23 protein-coding genes are annotated in these 21,765 nt (G+C 57.5%); 12 read left to right on the top strand and 11 right to left on the bottom strand.

What is annotated here, in order from left to right; translation table 11 throughout:
• The first annotated feature begins 60 nt into the window (after positions 1-60).
• The 3 genes from WG29040_RS12290 (at position 61) to WG29040_RS12300 (ending at position 2,110) form a co-directional block, all read left to right on the top strand.
• Positions 61-1,182, top strand: a complete 1,122-nt coding sequence (locus WG29040_RS12290; RefSeq protein WP_127196217.1) for a beta-ketoacyl-ACP synthase III — start codon at positions 61-63, stop codon at positions 1,180-1,182.
• 92 nt (positions 1,183-1,274) lie between these two features.
• Entirely contained in the window at positions 1,275-1,883 is a 609-nt protein-coding gene (locus WG29040_RS12295) for an RNA polymerase sigma factor (protein ID WP_003441656.1), read from the top strand.
• Complete coding sequence (locus tag WG29040_RS12300) at positions 1,877-2,110, top strand: anti-sigma factor (protein WP_010656465.1); 234 nt, start codon at positions 1,877-1,879, stop codon at positions 2,108-2,110. Before WG29040_RS12295 ends, WG29040_RS12300 begins: the two co-directional genes overlap by 7 nt.
• Positions 2,111-2,178: 68 nt before the next feature.
• Here the strand turns inward: WG29040_RS12300 and WG29040_RS12305 are convergent, their stop codons facing one another.
• On the bottom strand, positions 2,179-3,471 hold the full coding sequence (locus WG29040_RS12305; protein ID WP_029612602.1) for a putative porin: 1,293 nt from the start codon (positions 3,469-3,471) through the stop codon (positions 2,179-2,181).
• A 264-nt stretch (positions 3,472-3,735) separates the two neighbouring features.
• On the opposite strand from WG29040_RS12305, the gene WG29040_RS12310 reads away from it, so the two are divergent.
• Positions 3,736-4,860 carry a GNAT family N-acetyltransferase gene (locus tag WG29040_RS12310; protein ID WP_127196218.1) on the top strand — a complete coding sequence of 375 codons (1,125 nt, stop codon included), beginning with the start codon at positions 3,736-3,738 and terminating at the stop codon, positions 4,858-4,860.
• 174 nt (positions 4,861-5,034) lie between these two features.
• Here the strand turns inward: WG29040_RS12310 and WG29040_RS12315 are convergent, their stop codons facing one another.
• From WG29040_RS12315 to WG29040_RS12325, 3 genes are all read right to left on the bottom strand, one after another.
• On the bottom strand, positions 5,035-6,867 hold the full coding sequence (locus tag WG29040_RS12315) for an ABC transporter ATP-binding protein (protein ID WP_003441666.1): 1,833 nt from the start codon (positions 6,865-6,867) through the stop codon (positions 5,035-5,037).
• Positions 6,868-7,009: 142 nt separating this feature from the next.
• Complete coding sequence (locus tag WG29040_RS12320; RefSeq protein ID WP_003441669.1) at positions 7,010-7,579, bottom strand: peptidylprolyl isomerase; 570 nt, start codon at positions 7,577-7,579, stop codon at positions 7,010-7,012.
• Positions 7,580-7,741: 162 nt separating this feature from the next.
• Complete coding sequence (locus WG29040_RS12325; protein WP_003441671.1) at positions 7,742-8,665, bottom strand: LysR family transcriptional regulator; 924 nt, start codon at positions 8,663-8,665, stop codon at positions 7,742-7,744.
• Between the two features lie 178 nt (positions 8,666-8,843).
• On the opposite strand from WG29040_RS12325, the gene WG29040_RS12330 reads away from it, so the two are divergent.
• From WG29040_RS12330 to WG29040_RS12340, 3 genes are all read left to right on the top strand, one after another.
• Positions 8,844-9,443, top strand: coding sequence for an FMN-dependent NADH-azoreductase (locus WG29040_RS12330; RefSeq protein ID WP_003441673.1), 600 nt, complete (start codon positions 8,844-8,846; stop codon positions 9,441-9,443).
• Between the two features lie 251 nt (positions 9,444-9,694).
• Entirely contained in the window at positions 9,695-10,555 is an 861-nt protein-coding gene (locus WG29040_RS12335; protein WP_127196219.1) for a carboxylate/amino acid/amine transporter, read from the top strand.
• A 37-nt stretch (positions 10,556-10,592) separates the two neighbouring features.
• Entirely contained in the window at positions 10,593-11,153 is a 561-nt protein-coding gene (locus WG29040_RS12340; RefSeq protein ID WP_127196220.1) for an alpha/beta hydrolase, read from the top strand.
• Between the two features lie 14 nt (positions 11,154-11,167).
• Here the strand turns inward: WG29040_RS12340 and WG29040_RS12345 are convergent, their stop codons facing one another.
• The 4 genes from WG29040_RS12345 to WG29040_RS12360 form a co-directional block, all read right to left on the bottom strand.
• Positions 11,168-11,464 carry a hypothetical protein gene (locus WG29040_RS12345; RefSeq protein ID WP_127196221.1) on the bottom strand — a complete coding sequence of 99 codons (297 nt, stop codon included), beginning with the start codon at positions 11,462-11,464 and terminating at the stop codon, positions 11,168-11,170.
• A gap of 568 nt (positions 11,465-12,032) precedes the next feature.
• Complete coding sequence (locus WG29040_RS12350; RefSeq protein WP_003441679.1) at positions 12,033-12,524, bottom strand: hypothetical protein; 492 nt, start codon at positions 12,522-12,524, stop codon at positions 12,033-12,035.
• Positions 12,488-13,321, bottom strand: a complete 834-nt coding sequence (locus WG29040_RS12355; RefSeq protein WP_127196222.1) for a DNA-binding protein — start codon at positions 13,319-13,321, stop codon at positions 12,488-12,490. The genes WG29040_RS12350 and WG29040_RS12355 overlap by 37 nt, the downstream gene beginning before the upstream one ends.
• A 150-nt stretch (positions 13,322-13,471) precedes the next feature.
• Complete coding sequence (locus tag WG29040_RS12360) at positions 13,472-14,740, bottom strand: mechanosensitive ion channel family protein (RefSeq protein WP_010656461.1); 1,269 nt, start codon at positions 14,738-14,740, stop codon at positions 13,472-13,474.
• A gap of 192 nt (positions 14,741-14,932) precedes the next feature.
• Between WG29040_RS12360 and WG29040_RS12365 the strand changes: the two genes are divergently transcribed.
• Positions 14,933-16,279, top strand: coding sequence for a DEAD/DEAH box helicase (locus tag WG29040_RS12365; protein WP_003441684.1), 1,347 nt, complete (start codon positions 14,933-14,935; stop codon positions 16,277-16,279).
• 201 nt (positions 16,280-16,480) lie between these two features.
• A complete protein-coding gene (locus WG29040_RS12370; RefSeq protein WP_003441686.1) occupies positions 16,481-16,873 on the top strand; it encodes a hypothetical protein in 393 nt (130 codons plus the stop codon).
• Between the two features lie 22 nt (positions 16,874-16,895).
• Here WG29040_RS12370 and WG29040_RS12375 read toward each other — a convergent pair whose 3' ends face one another.
• Together WG29040_RS12375 and WG29040_RS12380 are read right to left on the bottom strand one after the other, a co-directional pair.
• Positions 16,896-17,618, bottom strand: a complete 723-nt coding sequence (locus WG29040_RS12375; protein ID WP_003441688.1) for a TorF family putative porin — start codon at positions 17,616-17,618, stop codon at positions 16,896-16,898.
• 189 nt (positions 17,619-17,807) lie between these two features.
• Complete coding sequence (locus tag WG29040_RS12380; protein ID WP_003441690.1) at positions 17,808-17,987, bottom strand: hypothetical protein; 180 nt, start codon at positions 17,985-17,987, stop codon at positions 17,808-17,810.
• Positions 17,988-18,343: 356 nt separating this feature from the next.
• Here WG29040_RS12380 and WG29040_RS12385 point away from each other — a divergent pair, with 356 nt between their 5' ends.
• The 3 genes from WG29040_RS12385 to WG29040_RS12395 all read left to right on the top strand — a co-directional run bounded on the left by WG29040_RS12385 (position 18,344) and on the right by WG29040_RS12395 (position 20,605).
• Positions 18,344-19,180 carry a S1 RNA-binding domain-containing protein gene (locus tag WG29040_RS12385; protein WP_003441692.1) on the top strand — a complete coding sequence of 279 codons (837 nt, stop codon included), beginning with the start codon at positions 18,344-18,346 and terminating at the stop codon, positions 19,178-19,180.
• A 21-nt stretch (positions 19,181-19,201) separates the two neighbouring features.
• Complete coding sequence (locus WG29040_RS12390) at positions 19,202-19,606, top strand: DUF2177 family protein (protein ID WP_003441694.1); 405 nt, start codon at positions 19,202-19,204, stop codon at positions 19,604-19,606.
• Between the two features lie 69 nt (positions 19,607-19,675).
• On the top strand, positions 19,676-20,605 hold the full coding sequence (locus WG29040_RS12395; RefSeq protein WP_003441696.1) for a DMT family transporter: 930 nt from the start codon (positions 19,676-19,678) through the stop codon (positions 20,603-20,605).
• Here the strand turns inward: WG29040_RS12395 and WG29040_RS12400 are convergent.
• Positions 20,553-21,734: an MFS transporter gene (locus WG29040_RS12400; protein ID WP_003441699.1), complete on the bottom strand. Its 1,182-nt coding sequence runs from the start codon at positions 21,732-21,734 to the stop codon at positions 20,553-20,555. The two genes, WG29040_RS12395 and WG29040_RS12400, sit on opposite strands and share 53 nt — an antisense overlap.
• Between the last annotated feature and the right edge of the window lie 31 nt (positions 21,735-21,765).

Consider the following 21,765-nt stretch of genomic DNA (forward strand, 5'->3'; position numbering starts at 1 on the left):
GCTATCACTGCCTGAAATGAATTCAATATCTTCTGTTTGAACAGAATAAGAGGAACGACCGTGCATAACGTCGTCATTAGCGGCACCGGCCTGTACACCCCGGCCAACAGCATCTCCAACGAAGAGCTGGTGCAGTCTTTCAATGCCTATGTGCAGCAGTTCAATGCGGATAACAGCGCCGCCATCGAGGCCGGAGAAATCGAGCCTCTGGCCGAGTCCAGTGCCGCCTTTATCGAAAAGGCCTCAGGCATCAAAAGCCGTTTTGTGATGGACAAGGACGGCATCCTTGACCCGCAGCGCATGCGTCCACGGTTGCCTGTACGCTCCAACGATGAAATGTCGGTGCTCTGTGAAATGGCCGTTGGCGCCGCGAAGCAGGCGCTTGAGCGAGCGGGCAAAACCGCTGCCGACATCGACGGGGTCATCGTTGCCTGCTCCAACCTGCAGCGCCCGTACCCGGCCATTGCCATTGAAGTGCAACAGGCGCTGGGCATTCAAGGTTTTGGCTTTGACATGAACGTGGCCTGTTCTTCGGCGACCTTCGGCATTCAGACCGCCAGCAACAGCGTCCAGCTGGGGCAGGCCCGCGCGGTGCTGTTGATCAGCCCCGAAGTGTGCACCGGCCATCTGAACTTCCGCGACCGCGACAGTCACTTCATCTTTGGTGATGCGGCGACTGCGGTGTTGGTCGAGCGTGCCGATCTGGCCACTTCCCGGCACCAGTTCGATATCGTCGGCAGCAAACTTCTGACCACCTTCTCCAACAACATCCGCAACAACTTCGGTTTCCTCAATCGTGCTTCTGACGAATCGCCAGACAGCCCCGACAAGCTGTTCGTCCAGGAAGGCCGCAAGGTATTCCGCGATGTGTGCCCGATGGTGGCCGAGCTGATTGCCCAGCATCTGCAAGAGAACCAGCTCGACGTGGCCGATGTGAAGCGCTTCTGGCTGCACCAGGCCAACCTGAGCATGAACCACCTGATCGTCAAACGTCTGCTGGGTCGCGAAGCCGCGGTCGAAGAAGCACCGGTGATTCTCGACACCTACGCCAATACCAGTTCGGCAGGCTCGGTAATCGCCTTTCACAAGTATCAGGACGATCTGCCAGGCGGTTCGCTGGCGGTGCTCAGTTCGTTCGGTGCGGGCTATTCGATTGGCAGCATAATTCTGCGTAAACGCTGATCCCGGATCCTGCAGGAGCGAGGTTGCTCGCGAGCTTTTAAAGCGCTCGCGAGCAAGCTGGCTCCTGCAGATTCACAACAGACGAGGTATCAATGGCTGCTGACGACACTGAGTTGCTCAAACGTCTGCTGGCCGGTGAACAGCAGGCCTTTCGGGAGCTGGTCAGCACCTATCAGGGGGCCATGCGTGCCGTGGCTTATGCCATTGTGGGCAATCGTCATGCCGACGAAGCGGTTCAGGATGCCTGGCTGGCGGTGGTACGCAATCTTGTCAGCTTTGAATCCCGTTCAAGCCTTAAAACCTGGCTGCTGACCATCACCGCCAACGCAGCCAAAAACCGCTACAAGCAAAATCGTCGGGAAGTGCTGCTCGACGATTTACCTTCGCCCCACGGTACGATCGACGATGATCGGTTCTCTTCTGACGGGCACTGGCTGCTGGCGCCCCTGGCCTGGCATCAGGACACCCCCGAAGCCCTGCTCACAGAGCATGAGTTGCGCGAATGCCTGGAGCAAACGCTGCTCAGTCTGCCGCAGTTGCAAAGCAGTGTGCTGGTACTGCGCGATCGTCAGGGGCTTGAGCTGGAGGAGATTTGTAATCTTTTGCAGATATCGCTCTCCAATGCCAGGGTGCTGGTGCATCGTGCCCGACTTAAAGTCTTCGCCACCGTGGAGCATTTCGAGGAAACCGGGGAATGTTGACCTGCAAACAATATGTTGCCCGATCGAGCGACTACCTGGATGGTCAGCTGACATTTCGTCAGCGCCTGCAGATGCGCCATCATGTGCTGTTTTGCCCCAATTGCAGGCGTTTTACCCGGCAAATGCGGTTGATGGGAGCCGCGCTTAAAACATTGCCGGAACCACCACCGGTCGATCTTGAGATGACGGTCAAGCGGATGATGCGCGAGCAGTCAGGCGGGCAATAAAGCGTTGGGCGCAGGCATCGTCGACGGATAAGAGGGGATCGACGCGACCTGCGCTCAACAGATTGCTCTTAGAACTTGGCTTCTACGTCCAGTTGCAGCGTGTTGGCATTGGCATCCTTCTGCGTGGAGGTTGCGTAGTCAGCCTTGGTCAGGAAGTACGTCACGCCCAGACCAAAGTTCTTGTCGATCTCGTAGCCCAGTTTGATCTTGTGCCCCCGTGAACCGGTAGTGCCGTTGGCAAAGTCAGAGTCAGTGAATGCCCCCACCACCGCGTTACGCTGAATATCGCGGTAGTTGTAGTCCAGGCTGAAGGCGTTCAGCTTGCTTTTGAAACCCACCAGCCAGGCATTGTCCTGATCGCTGTCGGTGGCTGCGTTATGTACGTATTGACCGTACAGCGACAGCGGCACTGGCAGGTTGGCGATATCGACCTGGCCGAAGCCTTCGTACAGGCGGAACTCGTCAGTGCTGTTGCCGTTGACTGCCAGCGCACATGGCGTGGTCTTGGTGCCGGTAGTAGGGCAGGCGCTGTCCTTGTCATTGTTGTAACTGTAAACACTGCCGCCCAGGGTCACTTTCAGGCTGTCAGTGGGTGCGAAACGGGCGCCCAGCTGACCGGCATACAGGCTCAAGTCGTTGCGAAACTGCACGCCTTCGCCGTCGACGTTGTCTTTGAGGGTGTAGTAGCCGGCGCTACCGAACATCTCGACGCCGCTGTTACCCAGGTTGTGCTTGTAAGTGGCGGCCAGACCTTCCGGGTTGATATCGCTATCCCAGATCACGTCGCCCATGCTGACCCACGGCTGGGGCATTTTGCCGCCAATCAGGTGCAGGTCCTTGACGGCTGTCGGGTGATAATCGATGTAGGCCTGATCGAGCCACAGTTGTTTCTTGTCGAAGTAGTTGTCCAGATCCTGGTTGGTGGAGCGGGCATCGTCGCCTCCGCCGGTGGCGATACGGATACCGGTATTCACTTGCGGGTTGATTTCGGTGTAGGCGCCCAGACGAGCACGAATTCGTTGGCGATCCTTGTTTTTACCATCGGACTCACCATCGATCTTGACCGTTTCCTGGCGAACCCTGACGTCGCCCTTGAATTCGGTCTTGGCCGCCCAGGCCACTTTTTGTTCGAAGGCGCTGAGGTCCGATTTTTTCACCTGATTGGCGGCTGCTTCTTGTTGGGCCTGTTTTTCGCTGGTGAGTTCGGTTTGCAGCTCGGCATATTGGGCCGGTGAAATGGAGCCGTTGGCTTTAAGCATTTCGAGCAGTTTGGCATCGACTCCGGCACTGGCCGGGACGCTCATGGCCAGTACCAGTCCGCCACACAGTCCCGCCGCAACCCGTGTAGATACAAGACGCATATGAAACTCCCAGTGTTGAGATGGCCCTGGCCATCTCAGGAAAAATCGGCCCTTGATGGGCTCGCGTTAATGAGGCTTGAGCCTGTTGCAAACAAACCGCTCATAACCCTGCGTTCTAAGAAGCGGCGCCAGTATCGCGGTTGGACATGACAGAAAAGTGGCAAAGTGATATCGAATCTGTGACAGCGGTTTCGCCAGCCAACAGCTCCCACCGGGCATCAGGTGCTACCATCGCCGCTCTACGTCGCACTCCGGGGACAACCAATGCCGTTACACCGCCTGGACAGCCTGTCCGCCATCTCGGCCCACGAATGGGATGCATTGGTGCCAGTGGCGCAACCGTTCCTGCGCCATGCTTTTCTGAGTGCACTGGAAGACAGTGCCAGCCTGGGCCCCCATTCCGGCTGGCAGCCCGAGCACCTGCTGCATTATGAAAATGGTCAGTTGCTGGCAGCGCTTCCCAGTTATCGCAAATGGCACTCCTACGGCGAATACGTGTTCGATCATGAATGGGCCAATGCCTGCGAGCGGGCGGGTATCGAGTACTACCCCAAGCTGCTGACGGCGGTGCCGTTCAGCCCGGTCAGCGGCCCGCGATTGCTGGCGGCCAGTAGCGCCGACGGGCTTGAACTGCTGGCTGCATTGCCCGGTTACCTGGAGATAGAAGGGCTCTCCAGCGCCCATATCAATTTCACCGATGCGCTGGCCGATACGGCCTTGTCACATCAGCCCGGCTGGTTGCAGCGGCTGGGCTGCCAGTTTCATTGGCAAAATCGCGGGTACCGTGACTTTCAGGACTTTCTCGATGGTTTGAGCTCGCGCAAACGCAAGCAAATGCGCAAAGAGCGCGAGCAAGTGGCGGGGCAGGGATTCGAGTTTGAATGGCTCGAAGGTCAGCAGGTGAGCGAGGCGCAATGGGATTTCGTGTATGCCTGCTACGCCAACACCTACGCCGTGCGTCGACAAACCCCGTATCTGACCCGTGAATTTTTCAGCCTGTTGGCCGAGCGCATGCCCGAGTCCATTCGTGTGGTGCTGGCCAGACAGGGCTCAAGCCCGGTGGCAATGGCCTTCAGCCTGGTGGGCGGCGACAGCCTGTATGGTCGCTACTGGGGGTGCCTGGGCGAGTTCGACCGATTGCACTTCGAGACCTGTTTCTATCAGGGCATGGACTACGCCATCGCAGGCGGTATTCAGCGCTTTGACGCCGGTGCCCAGGGTGAGCACAAGCTGATACGCGGCTTTGAGCCGGTCATCACTCACTCCTGGCATTACTTGCGCCATCAGGGATTGAAAGCGGCAGTGAGTGATTTTCTGGCGCGTGAGCGAGTGGGGGTGCTGGCGTATGCCGAAGAGGCGAGGTCGGCTCTGCCTTACCGGCAGGCCTGATCCTCGCCGGGATGATCAACATCGCCGTCTTCAGCATTCCGCACACCCGCCCCGGGATTATTGAAATACACCAGGGCGCCAAGGATTGGCAAACGCCCTGAAAAACCCCAGAGCCCTGAAAAACCGGGCGCTGGCGCTGTGTATCAGTGGCGTTGCAGAGCTGCTTTTTTAAACTCAGTCCAGACCGACAAAACCGCCTGTCTGGTGCTGCCACAGGCGCGCGTACAAACCGCCATGGGCGAGCAGTTCGGCATGGGTTCCGGACTCTGCAATATGGCCTTTTTCCAGGACCACCAGGCGGTCCATGCGGGCGATGGTGGACAGCCGGTGAGCGATGGCAATCACGGTTTTGCCTTGCATCAGGGTTTCGAGGCTTTCCTGAATGGCGGCTTCAACTTCGGAGTCCAGCGCCGAGGTGGCTTCGTCCATGATCAGGATTGGCGCGTTCTTGAGCAGTACCCGGGCAATGGCGATGCGCTGGCGCTGGCCCCCCGAGAGCTTGACCCCGCGCTCGCCCACGTGGGCGTCGAAGCCGCTACGGCCCTGGGCATCCGACAGGTTCGGGATGAACTCGTCGGCGCGGGCCTTGCGTACGGCCTCCCAGAGCTCTTCATCGGTGGCATCCGGTTTGCCGTACAGCAGATTGTCGCGGATCGAGCGATGCAGCAGTGAGGTGTCCTGGGTAATCATGCCGATTTGTTCGCGCAGGCTTTCCTGGGTCACTTGGGCGATATTCTGACCGTCGATCAGGATTTTTCCGCCTTGCAAGTCGTACAGGCGCAACAGCAGATTGACCAGCGTTGACTTGCCCGCGCCGGAAGGACCGATCAAGCCGATTTTCTCGCCGGGTTTGATCACCAAATTGAGGTCGCTGATGATGCCGCTTCGTTTGCCGTAGTGGAAGTCCACGTGCTCAAAGCGCACTTCGCCGCGCTCTACATTCAGGCGCGGAGCCTGTTCGCGATCAGTCACGGCCACAGGCTGGGCAATGGTCTGCAAGCCGTCCTGGACCATACCGATGTTTTCAAAGATGCCGTTGACTACCCACATGATCCAGCCGGACATGTTGACGATGCGAATCACCAGGCCTGTGGCCAGGGCAATGGCCCCCACGCTGATCAGCGACTGGCTCCACAGCCACAATGCCAGACCGCTGGTGGTGACGATCAACAGGCCGTTGAGGGTGGTGATGGTGACATCCATGCTGGTCACTACGCGGCTCGCCAGCTGGGTTTTTTCGGTCTGCTCGATGATTGCTTCGCGGGCGTATTGCTGCTCGAAGTTGGTATGGGCAAAGAGTTTGAGGGTGGTGATATTGGTATAGCCGTCAACGATCCGGCCCATCAGTTTGGAGCGGGCATCGGAGGACACCACCGAGCGTTCTTTGACCCGGGGCACGAAGTAGTACAGGGCGCCGATATAGCAGGCGATCCAGGTCAGCAGCGGGATCATCAGACGCCAGTCAGCCTCGGCAAACAGCACCAGCGAGCTGATGGCATAGATCAATACATGCCACAGGGCATCGACCGCCTGCACCGCCGAGTCACGCAGCGAGTTGCCGGTTTGCATGATGCGCTGGGCGATCCGGCCGGCGAAGTCGTTTTGAAAGAAGTTGAGGCTTTGCTTGAGCACGTAGCTGTGGTTTTGCCAGCGGATCATGCTGGTCATGCTCGGGCTCAGGGTCTGGTGCACCAGCAGGTCATGCAGGCCGAAGAAAATCGGGCGGATGATCAGTGCGACGACTGCCATCCAGATCAGTTCGTTGCTGTGGATCTTGAAGAAGTCGGTGTTGGGTGTGCCCTGGGTCAGGTCAATCAGTGTGCTCAGGTAGCTGAACAGTGAGACCTCGATCAAGGCGGCAATCAGCCCGACCACCAGCAGGGCGGCAAAGATCGGCCACACCTGACGCAGGTAGTAGTAATAAAACGCCCAGACGGTACTGGGTGGAGCAGGCGTGGGTGCTTCGCGGAAAATATCGATCAGCTTTTCAAAATAGCGATAAAGCATTGGCACTGACGCCCGCAGTGCGGGCTCTCCTTTAGTGGTATGACCCCGCACCCTCCTGCAGGAGCGAGCTTCCAGAAATTGACCCGAAAGCTCGCTCTTGCTGGTTCAGTGTTCGGTCAAAGTCCTTGTGTGAACCATTGCCTCAGTCAACGCGCTTGGCGGACTTGATCAATACGGGATCGATCGGGACATTCTGCATGCCTTGCTTGGTGGTGGTCTGCGAGTTGACGATCTGGTCAACCACGTCCATGCCATTCACCACCTTGGCGAATACCGCATAACCGGCGTCACGGCCCGGATCCAGAAACGCGTTGTCAGCCACGTTGATAAAGAACTGGCTGGTGGCGGAGTTCGGGTTGGACGTACGGGCCATCGACAGGGTGCCGCGCACGTTGTGCAGGCCGTTGCTGGCTTCGTTCCTGATCGGGTCGCGGGTCGGCTTTTGGGTCATTTGTTCGGTAAAGCCGCCGCCTTGCACCATAAAGCCAGGAATCACACGGTGGAAAATGGTGTTGTTGTAGAAGCCGCTGTCGACGTACTCCAGAAAGTTTTTGCTGCTGATCGGAGCCTTGACCGGGTCCAGTTCAATTTCGATCTGGCCGAAACTGGTGTCCAGCACAACATGGGGCGCTTTGGTCGGTGCGGTGGTGGCCGCCATCAGGTTGGCAGCGAACAGCAGGGCACCGGCGGCGAGGGCGATTTTTTTCAGCATGGGTTCAGGATCCTGGACAGTGAGAGCAACTGCGCGAGGTAACTCACGCGCGATGGAATAGGGTGATGACGGCGCCAGTGAGTTCAGACTGGCCGCCGACCTTGGACAGGATATTCGCGATCATTGTTCCTGCCCACCGTTGTCATGCCCGAGCAAGCTTGATCAGCCTTGCAGAGGGGCAGCAAAAGGCGCGTCCAGGGGCGCGGTATCGAAGGTGCGCAATAGTTCGACAAGTATTTGTGTGGCCGGGCCCAGGGGTTTGTCTTTGTTGGAGTACAGGAAGAACAGCGGGTGACGGCTGCCGCCCTGATCCAGAGGCAACTGTTTGAGCACGCCTTCCTTGAGCTCGCGTTCAATCATGTGTCGCGGCAACCAGGCAAATCCCAGGCCGCTGCCCACAAAGGCTGCAGCCGTGGCCAGGCTGCCGACGGTCCAGCGCTGTTCCGCTCCCAGCCAGCCCATGTCGCGCGGTTGCTGGCGTCCCGAGTCGCGGATCACCACCTGCAGCTGGCTTTCGAGATCCTGGAAATGCAGCTCGCGCTGCAGGCGATGCAGCGGGTGATCAGGGTGAGCTACGGCAACAAACTCCACGGCACTGAGCTCGGCGCCCAGATAGCCGGGGATGTTGAAGCTGCTGATGGCCAGGTCAGCCACGCCTTCCAGCAGCACTTCTTCAACGCCCGACAGCACTTCTTCGCGCAAGCGCACACGGCAACCGCGGCTTTGCGGCATGAACGCGGTCAGGGCGCGTACCAGCCGTGCATTGGGGTAGGCCGCATCGACCACTAGCCGCACTTCGGCTTCCCAGCCTTGCTCCATGTGGTGGGCCAGGTCTTCGAGCTGGCTGGCCTGTTTGACCAGTTGCCGGGAACGGCGCAGCAATACGCCACCGGCTTCGGTGAGTACTGCCTTGCGCCCGTCGATCCGTAACAACGGCACGCCGAGTTGATCCTGCATGCGGGCTACGGTGTAGCTGACCGATGATTGCGAGCGATGCAGAACTTCGGCGGCTTGAGCGAAGCCGCCGTGGTCGACCACCGCTTGCAGGGTGCGCCATTGATCAAGGGTTACACGGGGCGCCTTCACGATGAATTCCTTTGCCGGAGTCTGTGTTATTGCGACCTGCAGCAATGGCTACAGGTTTTCGCTATATAAACAGGATTATAGATAGGTTGTAGCAATTTTTTGCGCTTTTTCATCGAACCTATGCACTCTAATCTTCCCTCCATCGCCTTACAGCATTTACCGATGGAGTCTAGTCAGCATGTCACGAGTTCTGATCATTGAAAGCAGTGCCCGTCAGCAGGATTCATTTTCCCGCCAGCTGACCCGGCAGTTCATCAGTCAATGGCAATCGCTCCACCCTGATGATCAGATCACCGTTCGCGACCTGGCGTTGAACCCGGTACCGCACTTGGACGCTGACCTGCTGGGTGGCTGGATGAAGCCCGAAGAACAACGTTCTGTAGCCGAGAAAGCCTCTCTGCAGCGCTCCAACGAGCTCACCGATGAGCTGCTGGCGGCTGATGTGCTGTTGATGGCGGCGCCGATGTACAACTTTGCGATTCCCAGCACCCTCAAAGCCTGGCTTGACCATGTTCTGCGGGCCGGCACCACCTTCAAATACACAGACACCGGGCCCCAGGGGCTGCTGACCGGCAAGAAAGCCTACGTGCTGACGGCGCGTGGCGGGATCTATGCCGGCAGCCCGGCGGACCATCAGGAACCCTACCTGCGTCAGGTGATGGCATTTATCGGCATTCATGACCTGACCTTTATCCATGCCGAAGGGATGAACCTGGGCGGTGATTTTCAGGAAAAAGGTTTGAACCAGGCCAAGGCCCGGGTTTCTGAAGTCGCATAGGCTGTTAATCGACAGATAATCGGCGGCTGGCTAAATCGTTTCATTGCTCCTTCAAGCATGCGGTTCGCGCATCGAACCTCCCTTTGCACTTCTCTCCTGAGTGCTCACACCCGGTCAGCTTTAACGCTGGACCGGGTTTTTTTTGACAGGCATTTCGCCAGCGGCGCAAAACCGCTAATGTCGCGCCCTGCGAAACAAGCCGGCGGCCGTATCTGCTGTCAGGCAATCACGACATTCCGGGCGAGACATTCATGGGTTATCTGTTAATTGTGACGCTGATTCAGGCGTTTTCCTTCAGCTTGATCGGTGAGTATCTGGCTGGACACGTCGACAGCTACTTTGCAGTACTGGTGCGCGTGGTACTGGCCGGGCTGGTGTTTATTCCGCTGACCCGCTGGCGCCAGGTGGAACCCGGTTTCATGCGCGGCATGCTGCTGATCGGCGCCTTGCAGTTCGGCATTACCTACGTCTGTCTGTACCTGAGCTTTCGCGTGCTCACGGTGCCCGAAGTCCTGTTGTTCACCATCCTCACGCCGTTGCACGTGACCCTGATCGAAGATGCCCTTAACCGGCGCTTCAACCCATGGGCACTGGTGGCGGCACTGGTGGCTGTATCGGGGGCGGCCGTGATTCGCTTTGACAGCATCAGCGGGGACTTCTTTAAAGGCTTCCTGTTGTTACAACTGGCCAACTTCACCTATGCCGCCGGTCAGGTGCTGTACAGGCGTCTGGTGGCGCGTTATCCGAGCGAGCTGCCGCATTACCGGCGTTTCGGTTTCTTTTACCTCGGCGCTTTGGCGGTGGTATTGCCGGCCTTCCTGGCATTCGGCAAAGCCGACTTTTTACCCGACGCGCCTTTGCAATGGGCCGTGCTGGTGTTCCTGGGGCTGGTCTCCACGGCCCTGGGCATGTACTGGTGGAACAAGGGGGCCTGTCTGGTCACCGGTGGCACCCTGGCGGTGATGAACAACTTGCATGTGCCGGTGGGTTTATTGCTCAACCTGCTGATCTGGAACCAGCACGAGCCTCTGGGCCGGCTGTTGCTGGGGGGGGGGGTGATTCTGTTTGCCGTCTGGCTTAGCCGGCTAGACCGCAGGGCTGCGACGGTCTAAGGTTTTCGGCAACCCATCCACCTAATGGAGACCAGAGATGACAGTCAGGGTGTTGATCTTGCCGGGCCTGTTCAATTCAGGGGCAGAGCATTGGCAATCGCAGTGGGAGCAGCGTTACAGCGGGCTGCACCGGGTTAAACAGCAGGACTGGGAAACCCCGACCTGCACGGATTGGGTGCAGCGCCTGCAAGAGAAAGTCGCAGGCAGCCAGCGCCCTGTAGTCCTGGTGGGCCATAGCCTGGCCTGTACGCTGATTGCGCGCTGGGCACAGCAGCACCCGCAAGCGGCGGAACGTGTGCGCGGCGCGTTACTGGTAGCGCCCAGCGATACCGAAGCCGACACTTACCCGCCGGGCACCTCGGGTTTTACCCCCATGCCGCTCAATCGCCTGCCTTTCCCCTCGATTACCGTTGCCAGCACGGACGACCCCTATGTCTCCAGCGCCCGGGCAAGTGCCTTCAGCGATGCCTGGGGCAGCGAACTGGTGTGGTTGCAAAAGGCGGGGCATATCAATGGTGATACCGGTTACGGTATATGGCCGCAAGGTATCGGGCTCTTATTCAAACTCACCGGCGATCCGCAATTCAAATCCCAATGATGTTACAAGCCGCATTAACCCTCCTGATCCAAGACATGAGGGTGTGCGGCTTTAATCAATGAATCGCACCAGGGGTTAGCCGCGCCAAAGCTCTGTTGCAGCCAGTCAGCAGGCACATACACATGATCAAAACAAATAAGGCTCGGTACTTTCTCGTGTAATGATGCGAAGCTGACTTCTTTTTCCGAACCTCCCATGGCCGCAGCCATAAATAGAGTGCCGTCCGCTGTCAGTGCTAATGAACGCTTCCAGACGGGTAAGTGACGTGTTCTTTTGCAGGTGGGTTTTATCCAGCGTATAGGGCGGGCCACGGAATATATCTCCATGTTATGGGGCGGGTGCTGTATTGGACGGCTGTGGCAATGAGTAGGAGGTGTTGCCGGGGGCGTTCATTTATCAGCGTCCGGGTCTGTGGCTGGGCGAGTAGCGGCGGACTGAAAATGTCTCTGGCACGTGGCTGTGCAAAACAGGCACAGGCTCTGGCAGTGCCGGAGCAACCGGTGTAAGTGCGGGCGTGTCATTCGATAAGCTCATGGGGCTGACTTAAGGGAGGCACGGTAGCGCAGGGGGGGAAGGGGGGCTTGTGCGCAGTCTTAATTAACCTTACGCAACCATAATGCGGGTCGATTTCCAGTCAAAAACACAATGGTTCAATCGAGGGCGACTGAAGTTTGACGGGTTTGGTGCCGGCCGCTTTGAGCGCGGGAAATGCCGGGTTTTTTGCAATTAATAATAGTGTGGTCGTCGGTGTGTACCCGGTTGTGCGTTTGTCTCTATCTTGTTCCTCCCGCCTTGGCGGGTAAACGCTCTACCTCAAAGGACTGGCAAAACACCCGCAGACCTGGCCCGGGTGTTTTGCGGCAGACACTTGCATGGCACCTACCGGGGTACATGGCATACGCCGGTCAGAAAATTGTTAATGTTGTAGTAGTACTCGTTATCGGAAAAATAATTGAACGTCATCAGGCCGCCATGCATTCCCCTAGACATGAAGGGTGTGTTCTTGCCAGCCGTGTCGTTATCGAAAGTCACCACATTGGTGGTTTCAAAGAGGAATCTCGAGGTGTCGAGTTTTTTAGTCGAAACTTCAAATTTCCGGTTGTAAATGTAGGTGATGTCATCCGGGCTTTTGATTTTGTAGTACACATAGATGGCATCTTCCTTGGGCGAAATGGTGATATCGCCTGCGCCGGACCATCTGCCAGTGCTGTATTCCACATTGTTGAAATAAACAGAGGCGTAACACGGCGCTCTGGGAATGTCCTTGTAAATAATCCAGGCATGGCGCGCACTCAGGCAGCCAAAAACCAGCAGGGATAACAGGCCTGCACCGACTAGGGTTTTTTGCCAACGTTCTGGTAATTGGTGCATATGGCCTCTCCTTTACTTTCAGGCTTTTCGCAACTGATCACCAACTGTGACAATGGCTTTCTGATGTAATAACTGGTGCCTGAAAACAGCAGGCCGGGGTCAAAAGGTTTCATGTGTTCTGCAATGTCATCTCTGGATATTGTCTCGCTGGACTCGACATACAGCGTATGGCCGTTCTCGCTCCAGATGGCTTTCCAGCCTTCAAGTTCCGGAGGGCCGCTGAGCACTAGCCAGGCATAAACCACTGGCATTAACAGCCCGCCAAGCACGACGGCATAGCCCGCAATGATTCTGAAGAAGTTACGGGGTTGTGGAACGGGTGCCGGGATCACAAGAGTCTGAGCGTTTGAGGGCTCGGGCGCCTTCAGTAAAGTCGGTGCGCTTGATTGCGCGGGGTGTTGAACGGGGGTGTTTTCAGTAACGGGTTCGATCTGCACACTGTCGTCATGGGGTTCGCGTTGACTGCTCAGGGTGACAGAGCACAGCAGAAGCACCCCTCTTCTGGGCAGGGTTTTTATGGCGTGGCGGGGCAATCCGATGGCCGAGAAGTGCGTCCGTAATGTATGCAGGGTCTTGTAATAACTGCCATCCGAGACCACGAGACCGCGCTCGCCCCACACCCGGCTGATAAGTAATTCCTTGTCTGATATGCCATCTATCAGTGCGAGCAAAAAGTCGCTTTCGTTACTGCCTAACTGTACGGTTTTTTCGTCCCTAGTGAGTTGCATCAACTCTGGATCATACAAGCAAGCAGGCTCCATCCCGCGTTGCGCTGATTCAGCGTCTGTTTGTTTCACCTGTTTTGTTCCTTGTGTCACTTAAGCCTGGCCGCGTGCACCTGGATTATGCCGGTTTAGCGTTGTGCACTTGAAGACGTCAGTGTTAATGACCGAGACACTATTCATTCTTTTTCAGGGAAGCGCGACTCCTGGAGCCGCGCCGGTTGATCAGGCGTCTTTGGTCAGGGCGGGCATCAGCCCGTTGCGCAGATCATTGCCGCTCGGTTGCTGATAGATGCTCAGGCCGAATTCGGGCATGACTGACAACAGATAGTCAAAGATATCGCCCTGGATTTGTTCATAGTCGCTCCACACCGTCGTGCGGGTAAAGCAGTACACCTCCAGCGGTACGCCCTGGGCCGTGGGCTGCAACTGACGCACCATGCAGGTCATGTTTGGCTGGATTTCGGGATGGCTTTTGAGATAAGCCAGCGCATAGGCGCGGAAGGTCCCGATATTGGTCATGCGTCGACGGTTGGCTGACAGAGCGGCCACATTGCCCTGTGCTTCGTTCCAGCTTTTGAGTTCGGCCTGCTTGCGATGCAGGTAGTCGCTCAGCAGGCGTACCTGCTCCAGACGTTGTTCCTGTTCATCAGTCAGAAAACCGATATTGCCGGCATCGATAAACAGACTTCGCTTGATTCGGCGTCCGCCGGACTGCTGCATGCCGCGCCAGTTCTTGAACGACTCGGACATCAGGCGCCAGGTTGGAATCGAGACGATGGTCTTGTCGAAGTTCTGCACTTTGACGGTGTGCAGGGTGATGTCGATCACGTCGCCATCGGCGCCGACCTGGGGCATTTCGATCCAGTCACCGACCCGCAGCAAGTCGTTGCTGGTCAATTGCACACTGGCCACGAAAGACAACAGGGTGTCCTTGTAGACCAGCAAGATGACCGCAGACATCGCGCCCAGGCCCGAAAGCAGCAGCATCGGCGAACGGTCGATCAGGGTTGCGACAATGATGATGGCGGAAAACACATACAGCAGCATTTTAGTCAGCTGGATGTAGCCCTTGATCGGGCGGGTCTTGGCGTAGTTGGTACGCGAATAGATATCGAGCAGGGCATCCAGCAGCGCGCTGATGACACGGGTCAGCACAAAGATGGTGATGGCCAGCGCCAGGTTGCCGAGGAAGTGGCGACCGGTTTCGCTCATCTCCGGTATCAGGTTGCGGCCGAACTGCACCATCAGCGAGGGCGTCAGTTGCGCCACGCGGTGGAACACCTTGTGCTGGCGCAGGTCGCTGATCCAGTGCAGGGCAGGCTGGCGGCCAAGGATCTTGGTGATGCGCAGAATAATGATGCGTGCAACGTGCCCGGCCAGCAGGGCGATACTTACCAGCACGATCAGGCCGAGGATGGTCGATACCCAGGGATGTTGGTCCAGGTTGGCGTAAAGATCCTGAATTTGGGTCCAGAGTGTTTGAGTTTCCATAAGTTAAAGCGTTACCCCAAGAAGAAATATCCCTGGGATTAGAGCACTTCAGAGCGATTTAAGGGCTCTCGTTGGACTAAAGACCCTAAAAAATCATTTGTTTCATGCCGTTTGTACAAAGAAACTCGGCCTTGGCGCTCGAAACGGTTAATCTATGCCGCTGATTTTTTGTATTTCTTCGAGGTAGCACCCGTGTTTTCCGATTTCGCCCTGCACGAACGCCTGCTTAAAGCTGTGGCCGAGCTTAAATTTGTCGAGCCTACGCCTGTGCAAGCAGCGGCTATCCCGCTCGCGCTCGAAGGGCGTGACCTGCGGGTTACAGCTCAAACCGGGAGTGGCAAAACCGCTGCTTTCGTTCTGCCGATCCTTAATCGCCTGATTGGTCCAGCGAAAATCCGCGTGAGCATCAAAGCGCTGATTTTGCTGCCGACCCGCGAGCTGGCACAGCAAACGCTGAAAGAAGTTGAGCGCTTTTCCCAGTTCACGTTCATCAAGTCCGGTCTGATAACCGGTGGTGAAGACTTCAAGGTGCAGGCTGCCATGCTGCGCAAGGTGCCGGACATCCTGATCGGTACTCCGGGTCGCCTGCTCGAGCAATTGAATGCCGGCAACCTCGACTTGAAAGAAGTTGAAGTGCTGGTACTCGACGAAGCCGACCGCATGCTCGACATGGGCTTCTCCGAAGACGTTCAGCGTCTGGTGGATGAGTGCCCGAACCGTCAGCAAACCATGCTGTTCTCGGCCACCACCGGTGGTTCCGGTCTGCGCGAGATGATTGGCAAGGTTCTGAACAATGCCGAGCATTTGCAGCTCAACCAGGTCAGCCAGCTGAACGCCACTACGCGTCAGCAAGTCATTACCGCTGATCACAACCAGCACAAAGAACAAATCGTTAACTGGCTGCTGGCCAACGAGACTTACCAAAAAGCCATTATCTTCACCAATACCCGTGCCATGGCTGACCGTATCTACGGTCGCCTGGTGGCTCAGGATTACAAGGCGTTCGTCTTGCACGGTGAGAAAGACCAGAAGGATCGCAAGCTGGCGATCGATCGCCTGAAGCAGGGCGGAGTCAAGATTCTGGTGGCCACCGATGTGGCGGCCCGTGGTCTGGACGTTGACGGCCTGGACATGGTGATCAACTTCGACATGCCACGCAGCGGCGACGAATACGTCCACCGTATTGGCCGTACCGGCCGTGCGGGCAATGATGGTCTGGCGATCTCGCTGATCTGCCACGGCGACTGGAACCTGATGTCCAGCGTTGAGCGTTACCTGAAGCAAAGCTTCGAACGCCGCACCATCAAGGAAGTCAAAGGCACCTACGGCGGACCGAAAAACGTCAAGGCCTCGGGCAAAGCCGTTGGCGTGAAGAAGAAAAAGACCGACGCCAAGGGCGTCAAGAAGAAGACCGGAGCCAAGGCCCCGACCAAGCGTAAAATCGCTAACCGCCCCAAGACCGACGCCCTGTCGCTGGTCAGCAAGGACGGTATGGCACCGCTCAAGCGTCGCAAGCCAGAAGCCCCGGCCGCTGAATAAAGCCCAGGCGTAACCTCAAAAAAACCCGGCCCAGGCCGGGTTTTTTTGTGCTGGCAGGTGCAAGGTTTGCTCGCGATGGCATCTTTATGCTGTTTCGTCAGTGCCCGGTCACCGGTCGGCCATAAAGCTGAACGTCCACCCGCTGCGCCGGTCACTACAGATGAGGGCTCATTTCATCGAACCGTACGGAGCGAAAAGCTGATGACTACCTACAACTGGCCACTGATCGAACGTCTGCTGCATGAAGTGCAAAATAGCGCCGGTGAAAATTTTGCGCCGCGTGCCTATGCCGAACAGCTCGCGGCTGCTCAAGCTGCCGCCGGGCAACCGATTGGCAATCTGGATGATCTGAAGATGCAAGCTGCCGATTATGAAGCCTTGCTGCTAAAGCGCGGCTTTATCGAAACGCGTCCGGAAGATGAGGGTGGCAATGGCGAGAACTTCATCCTGACCCCGCGAGGCGCCAGCCTGCTAAGCCTGATCGACAGCAGTATCCCGGGCAACAGCCATCCGCTGCAGGTACTGGACGAGCAAGAAGATGCGCTGGATCCGGACACCTTTGATGGCGTGGCAGCCAAGGTTCAAATTGCTTGATTCGGCGTTGTGCCAGCCAGTATCAGTAAAATGTCCGTTCGGCCTTGAACGTCAGCAACCCGTCGCACTGGCTGTTTTGCCCGGAGTATGCCGAGCATTCGCCGCCATCGAGACTAGAGTCGCTATAGATCAGGTTCAGGTCGATGCCCATCCAGGGGCGCGAGAACTTCACTGACCAGTCATTGAAGGCGTGGATACTGCTGCCATCGGCAATGGATACCGGTGTGCCCAGTTGGTGGGTGGTGTATTTCAAGCTGATGCCGATGCCAAAAGGCTGGTTGACGCCGAGGTCGGCAAACAGGGTGCTGTCCTTGCGGTCCGGATCGTTACTGAACGCTGCGCCAAAACGGGTGCCCAGAATCGTGAGGCCGGCAAAAATCTGCTGGCTGTCGAGCTCGTTGAGTTTGGGGTAGCTGTAGTGAATCATCCCCAGCTCGTAGCTCAGGGTCTGGTCGAAAGGATGTTTGTAGCCCAGGTAGGAATCAACTTCGAGGTTGCTGCCAGGCTTTATGCCCATGGTCGGTGCCCATTGCCCTGCATACCAGCCGCTGTCATGGCTCAGGTCCAGGCCGCCATGGAAGGTCGAGCCGGAGCTGGTGGGCTTGACCAGGCCCTGGGCCATGGTGCGACTTGGCTGGGTGGCCAGCTTGAGGTCAAAGTCGCCCAGCTCCCGGGAAAATACCTGTGCATTGGCCATGGTGCTGACCAGTAATGTGCCGGCCAGCAGTAACGCCTGTGTCAGCATGGTTCACTCCCTGATGGCTGGAAGGCTTGATCTAGAGGCTTTAGAGGATACGGATGAATGCCGGCGATTGATTGCCGTTCGTCTATTTTTGCTGGGGGGGCTGGATAAGGCGGCTGCAGCGGGGGTTGCTTCGATAGTCCTAGCGCTTTGGAAGGCAAAGCGCCTGAGGACCAGATGACGCGAGGGGTATTACTTTTTGCCGAGCGTGATTTGCTTGGACGGGCCAAAAGTCTGGCCGCTGACGCCTTTGTTGATTTGCTGAATCTCGCCGCCGGATTTCAAGAATGCTTCAATTTGCGCATTGATTGAATCACTGGTTTCAACAGCGGGAGCTGGCTTTGCTTTGCTGGCGGATGCTTTTACACGCATGGCGGCTATTGACCTGTAGAAAATAACTTGGCCAGCGATAGTACCTGAAATGCTTGACAATTGCTTGTTAAATATCTTCCTAAAATAATAAGCGGTGGTATTGATCAATCTGATTGAAGCTCTAATAGTTCCCTAACTCGCTGTTTTAATTCACTACATCAGGGTTTTAGAAACTGAGCGGGGCGCAGGGCGCGCGCGGGGCAGCCGCCTACAGGCTGACGAGTGGCACCCCCGCAGAGGAAAAAAACCCTGATAAATCATGCCTGTCACAGATTTTTTGCCTGCCGGGCCGCGGCGCTCCAATTCGCACACCTAAACTCGGGTAGAATGCCGCCCACGTAATGAGGGTATTGAACATGGCTTTAATCGGTCGCTACAACAGTTTGCAAGTGGTTAAACACACCAACTTTGGTTTGTATCTGGACGGCGGGGCGGACGGCGAAATCCTGTTGCCCAACCGTTATATTCCCAAAGATATTCCAAGTGAAGACGAAGACTGGCTCAACGTCTTTGTTTATTTGGACAGTGCTGACAAGTTAATTGCCACCACGGAAAAACCAAAAGTTCAGGTTGGCGAGTTTGCCAGTCTTAAAGTGGTTGAAGTTAACAGCATCGGTGTTTTCCTCGATTGGGGTCTGCCGAAAGATTTGCTGTTGCCGTATTCCGAAGAAAAACGCCAGATGACCGCTGGCGAATACGTCGTGGTACACGTCTACCTCGACAAGCACACGCGCCGTATCACTGCCACTGCGCGTCTGGACCGCTACCTGGACAAAACCCCGCCGAACTATCAGGTGGGGCAGGAAGTTGATCTGTTGGTGGCCGAAGCCACGGACATGGGCTTCAAAGCCGTGATCAACAACAAGCACTGGGGCTTGATCCACAAGAACGAAATCTTCAAGTTCATGCGGGCCGGCAAGCAAGAAAAAGGCTACATCAAGGAAATTCGGGCTGACGGCAAGATCAGCCTGAGCCTGCAGCCGGTCGGGCAAGAAGCTGCCAGCAGCCTTAACTCGAAGATCCTCAGCAAGTTGCGCGATAACAACGGTGTGTTGCCGGTCAGCGACAAGAGTGCACCGGAAGCGATCAGCAACCTGTTTGGCGTCAGCAAGGGCAACTTCAAAAAAGCCATTGGCGCGTTGTACAAGGAAGGCAAAATTGCGATTCACCCGGACCGCATCGAACTGATCTGATCCAGCACAAGGGGCCGCGACATGAGGAGAGTTGTATGGGCGTATGCCGGTGCGTTATTGGCTTTTCTGGTGCTCGACGGCCTTTGGCTGGGCGTGCTCATGAGCTCTACCTATAAGGAGCTTTTGGGCCCGCTGATGCTGGCGCAGCCGAAGTGGGGGCCTGCTGTTGCGTTCTACCTGCTGTACGTGGCGGGCCTGGTGTTCTTTGTCGTGCTGCCGGCCCTGGGCCGGGGCAGTGCGCTCAGGGCCGCGCTGAGCGGTGCCTTCTTCGGCCTGGTGGCTTATGGCACCTATGACATGAGCAACTGGGCGACCCTGCAGGGCTGGTCTGCGCAACTGGCCTTGATGGACATGGCATGGGGCGGGTTACTGACCTGTCTTGCTTCGCTGTCGGGTTATTGGGTGGCCCGCAAGCTGGCGACCTGAGCCTGGTCGGTAAAACCTGAGCAATGAGTTTTTTGATCTTTCCCGGGCGTGGTTTTTTCAGGTGGTGCTATGAGTGTTACGCGGCGAGCAACGGATGCTTTCGCACTGCAAGTCATGTTGGGCCTGTGCCTAATCTGGGGTGTACAACAGGTCGTGATCAAAACGGCAGCACCTGACATCGCGCCCGTGATGCAGGCCGCGGCACGTTCCGGCATTGCGGCGCTGCTGGTGGGTCTGCTGATCTGCTGGAAGGGCGGGTGGGACCAGGTTCCATCCACCTGGCGCGGCGGATTATTGGCGGGCAGCCTGTTCGGGCTCGAGTTCTTCTTTATTGCCGAAGGCCTGCAACTGACCAGCGCCGCACATATGTCGGTGTTTCTCTATACCGCGCCCATCTTCACTGCGCTGGGAATTAACTGGTTATTGCCAAGCGAGCGTTTGCGGCCGCTGCAGTGGCTGGGTATTTTCCTCGCGTTTCTGGGCATCGCTTTTTCCTTTGCCGGCGGGATTTCATTTGCCGACATGGATCGCAACATGTTGCTGGGCGACGCCTACGGTATTTTGGCGGGCATGGCCTGGGGCGCGACCACGGTAGTGGTGCGTGGCTCCCGGTTATCCGAGGCGCCGGTCACGCTGACCCTGTTCTACCAGCTGATTGTCGGCTTTGTGGGGCTGCTGGTGATTGCCGCCGCCAGCGGACAGATCAGCCATGTCAGCCTTACCGGCGTGGCGGTGGCCAGCGTTCTGTTCCAGGGGCTGGTGGTGTCGTTCTTCAGCTACCTGGTGTGGTTCTGGCTGCTCAAGCGCTACATGGCCTCCAATCTGGCTGTGTTCTCGTTTATGACGCCCTTGTTCGGAGTCACGTTCGGGGTGCTGATTCTGGGCGAGCCCTTGAGCTTCAATTTCGTGGTGGGCGCAGTGCTGGTGCTGCTCGGCATCACCTTTGTCAGCGCGGAGCAGTGGATGCGTCGCAGGCTGCGGGCACTGCTGGGACACTGACCGAGCGCCAGGCCAGCATTGCGGCCAGCATCAGTCCGCTGGCAGCGATGAGTAGCGCGGGGTGCAGGGTTCCACTGAAATGGCTGCTGAGCGCGGCCAGCAATGGCCCGGCTAGTTGTCCCACGGCAAAGCAGGCCGTCAGCAAGGCTGCATTACGCTGCGTTGCGTGAGGGGCGAGCTCCCTGGAGCGCTGCATGACCAGCGGCATGCAGGCTAAAAACGGCGTCCCGCACAGGATTACCCCCAGCGCCAGGCCGGTACTGCTCGGCAGCAGGCACGCCAGCACCCCCAGTGCTTGTATCCATAGCCCGCCCATCAACCAGTAGCCCGTGGTACCGGGTGTGGGGCGGCGCAAACTGATCAGCACGACACCAATGGCTGCGCACAATCCAAAGGCGGGCCAGAACAAGTCTGCTTGCCATTGCCCGTGAAATTGGGCACTGGCCATCTGTGACAGGAATGTCGCCGGGATGATATAGCCCAGGCCATACAGCCCATAAATCGCTCCCAGGCGGCCAATCCCGGGCTGGCGGGTGTCTGGCTGCGAGATGTGCGTTGCAGCCGGCAGGGTGGCCGGTTGCGGCAGTATCGGCAGGATCGCCAGCACCATGATCAGTGCCGCAGCGGCGTAAATCAGCCAGAGCGTGGCCGAATTTTGTCCCCAAAGATTTGCAACCAGAGCCAGCAAGCCTGTGAGCAGGACACCCACCCCGGGGCCAGCAAAGACCAGCGCCCCCAGGCGTGGGCGATTGGCGGTCACGGCCAGGTGCTGGCTGAGGGATGTGATCATCACCATGACCCAGGCGCTGGCAATCCCTGTGCCGAAGCGCAACAGCAGATGCGGCCAGAAGCCCTGGGCCAGGACTGAAATCAGGGTCAGCACTACGCACAGCCATAGCCCGGCATGCAGGCGGCCCTGCACCTGGTCCGGACGTTTGGCGCGGATGGCGTCCAGTGCCCCGAGCAAATACCCCAGATAGTTGGCGGCCGCGATCAGGCCGGCGCCGGTCAGGTCAATCTGGCCCTCGCTGATCAGGTGCGGCAGTTGTGGGGTCAGGGAAAAGCGGCCAATACCCATGGCCATGATGAGCGCGATAAAGCTGGCGAGCAGGCGAATGAAGGGCGACATGCAGCTGTTTCCTCAAGAGAAGGCATTGACC

Source organism: Pseudomonas sp. PAMC 29040 (assembly GCF_003994535.1).
Classification (GTDB): Bacteria; Pseudomonadota; Gammaproteobacteria; order Pseudomonadales; family Pseudomonadaceae; genus Aquipseudomonas; species Aquipseudomonas paraversuta.

Excerpts from the sequence above, each read along its gene's own strand:
- WG29040_RS12295 (WP_003441656.1), top strand. The coding sequence starts at position 1,275 with ATGGCTGCTGACGACACTGAGTTGCTCAAACGTCTGCTGGCCGGTGAA.
- WG29040_RS12300 (WP_010656465.1), top strand. The coding sequence starts at position 1,877 with ATGTTGACCTGCAAACAATATGTTGCCCGATCGAGCGACTACCTGGAT.
- WG29040_RS12305 (WP_029612602.1), bottom strand. The coding sequence starts at position 3,471 with ATGCGTCTTGTATCTACACGGGTTGCGGCGGGACTGTGTGGCGGACTG.
- WG29040_RS12310 (WP_127196218.1), top strand. The coding sequence starts at position 3,736 with ATGCCGTTACACCGCCTGGACAGCCTGTCCGCCATCTCGGCCCACGAA.
- WG29040_RS12315 (WP_003441666.1), bottom strand. The coding sequence starts at position 6,867 with ATGCTTTATCGCTATTTTGAAAAGCTGATCGATATTTTCCGCGAAGCA.
- WG29040_RS12320 (WP_003441669.1), bottom strand. The coding sequence starts at position 7,579 with ATGCTGAAAAAAATCGCCCTCGCCGCCGGTGCCCTGCTGTTCGCTGCC.
- WG29040_RS12330 (WP_003441673.1), top strand. The coding sequence starts at position 8,844 with ATGTCACGAGTTCTGATCATTGAAAGCAGTGCCCGTCAGCAGGATTCA.
- WG29040_RS12335 (WP_127196219.1), top strand. The coding sequence starts at position 9,695 with ATGGGTTATCTGTTAATTGTGACGCTGATTCAGGCGTTTTCCTTCAGC.
- WG29040_RS12340 (WP_127196220.1), top strand. The coding sequence starts at position 10,593 with ATGACAGTCAGGGTGTTGATCTTGCCGGGCCTGTTCAATTCAGGGGCA.
- WG29040_RS12350 (WP_003441679.1), bottom strand. The coding sequence starts at position 12,524 with ATGCACCAATTACCAGAACGTTGGCAAAAAACCCTAGTCGGTGCAGGC.
- WG29040_RS12360 (WP_010656461.1), bottom strand. The coding sequence starts at position 14,740 with ATGGAAACTCAAACACTCTGGACCCAAATTCAGGATCTTTACGCCAAC.
- WG29040_RS12370 (WP_003441686.1), top strand. The coding sequence starts at position 16,481 with ATGACTACCTACAACTGGCCACTGATCGAACGTCTGCTGCATGAAGTG.
- WG29040_RS12375 (WP_003441688.1), bottom strand. The coding sequence starts at position 17,618 with ATGCTGACACAGGCGTTACTGCTGGCCGGCACATTACTGGTCAGCACC.
- WG29040_RS12380 (WP_003441690.1), bottom strand. The coding sequence starts at position 17,987 with ATGCGTGTAAAAGCATCCGCCAGCAAAGCAAAGCCAGCTCCCGCTGTT.
- WG29040_RS12385 (WP_003441692.1), top strand. The coding sequence starts at position 18,344 with ATGGCTTTAATCGGTCGCTACAACAGTTTGCAAGTGGTTAAACACACC.
- WG29040_RS12390 (WP_003441694.1), top strand. The coding sequence starts at position 19,202 with ATGAGGAGAGTTGTATGGGCGTATGCCGGTGCGTTATTGGCTTTTCTG.
- WG29040_RS12395 (WP_003441696.1), top strand. The coding sequence starts at position 19,676 with ATGAGTGTTACGCGGCGAGCAACGGATGCTTTCGCACTGCAAGTCATG.
- WG29040_RS12400 (WP_003441699.1), bottom strand. The coding sequence starts at position 21,734 with ATGTCGCCCTTCATTCGCCTGCTCGCCAGCTTTATCGCGCTCATCATG.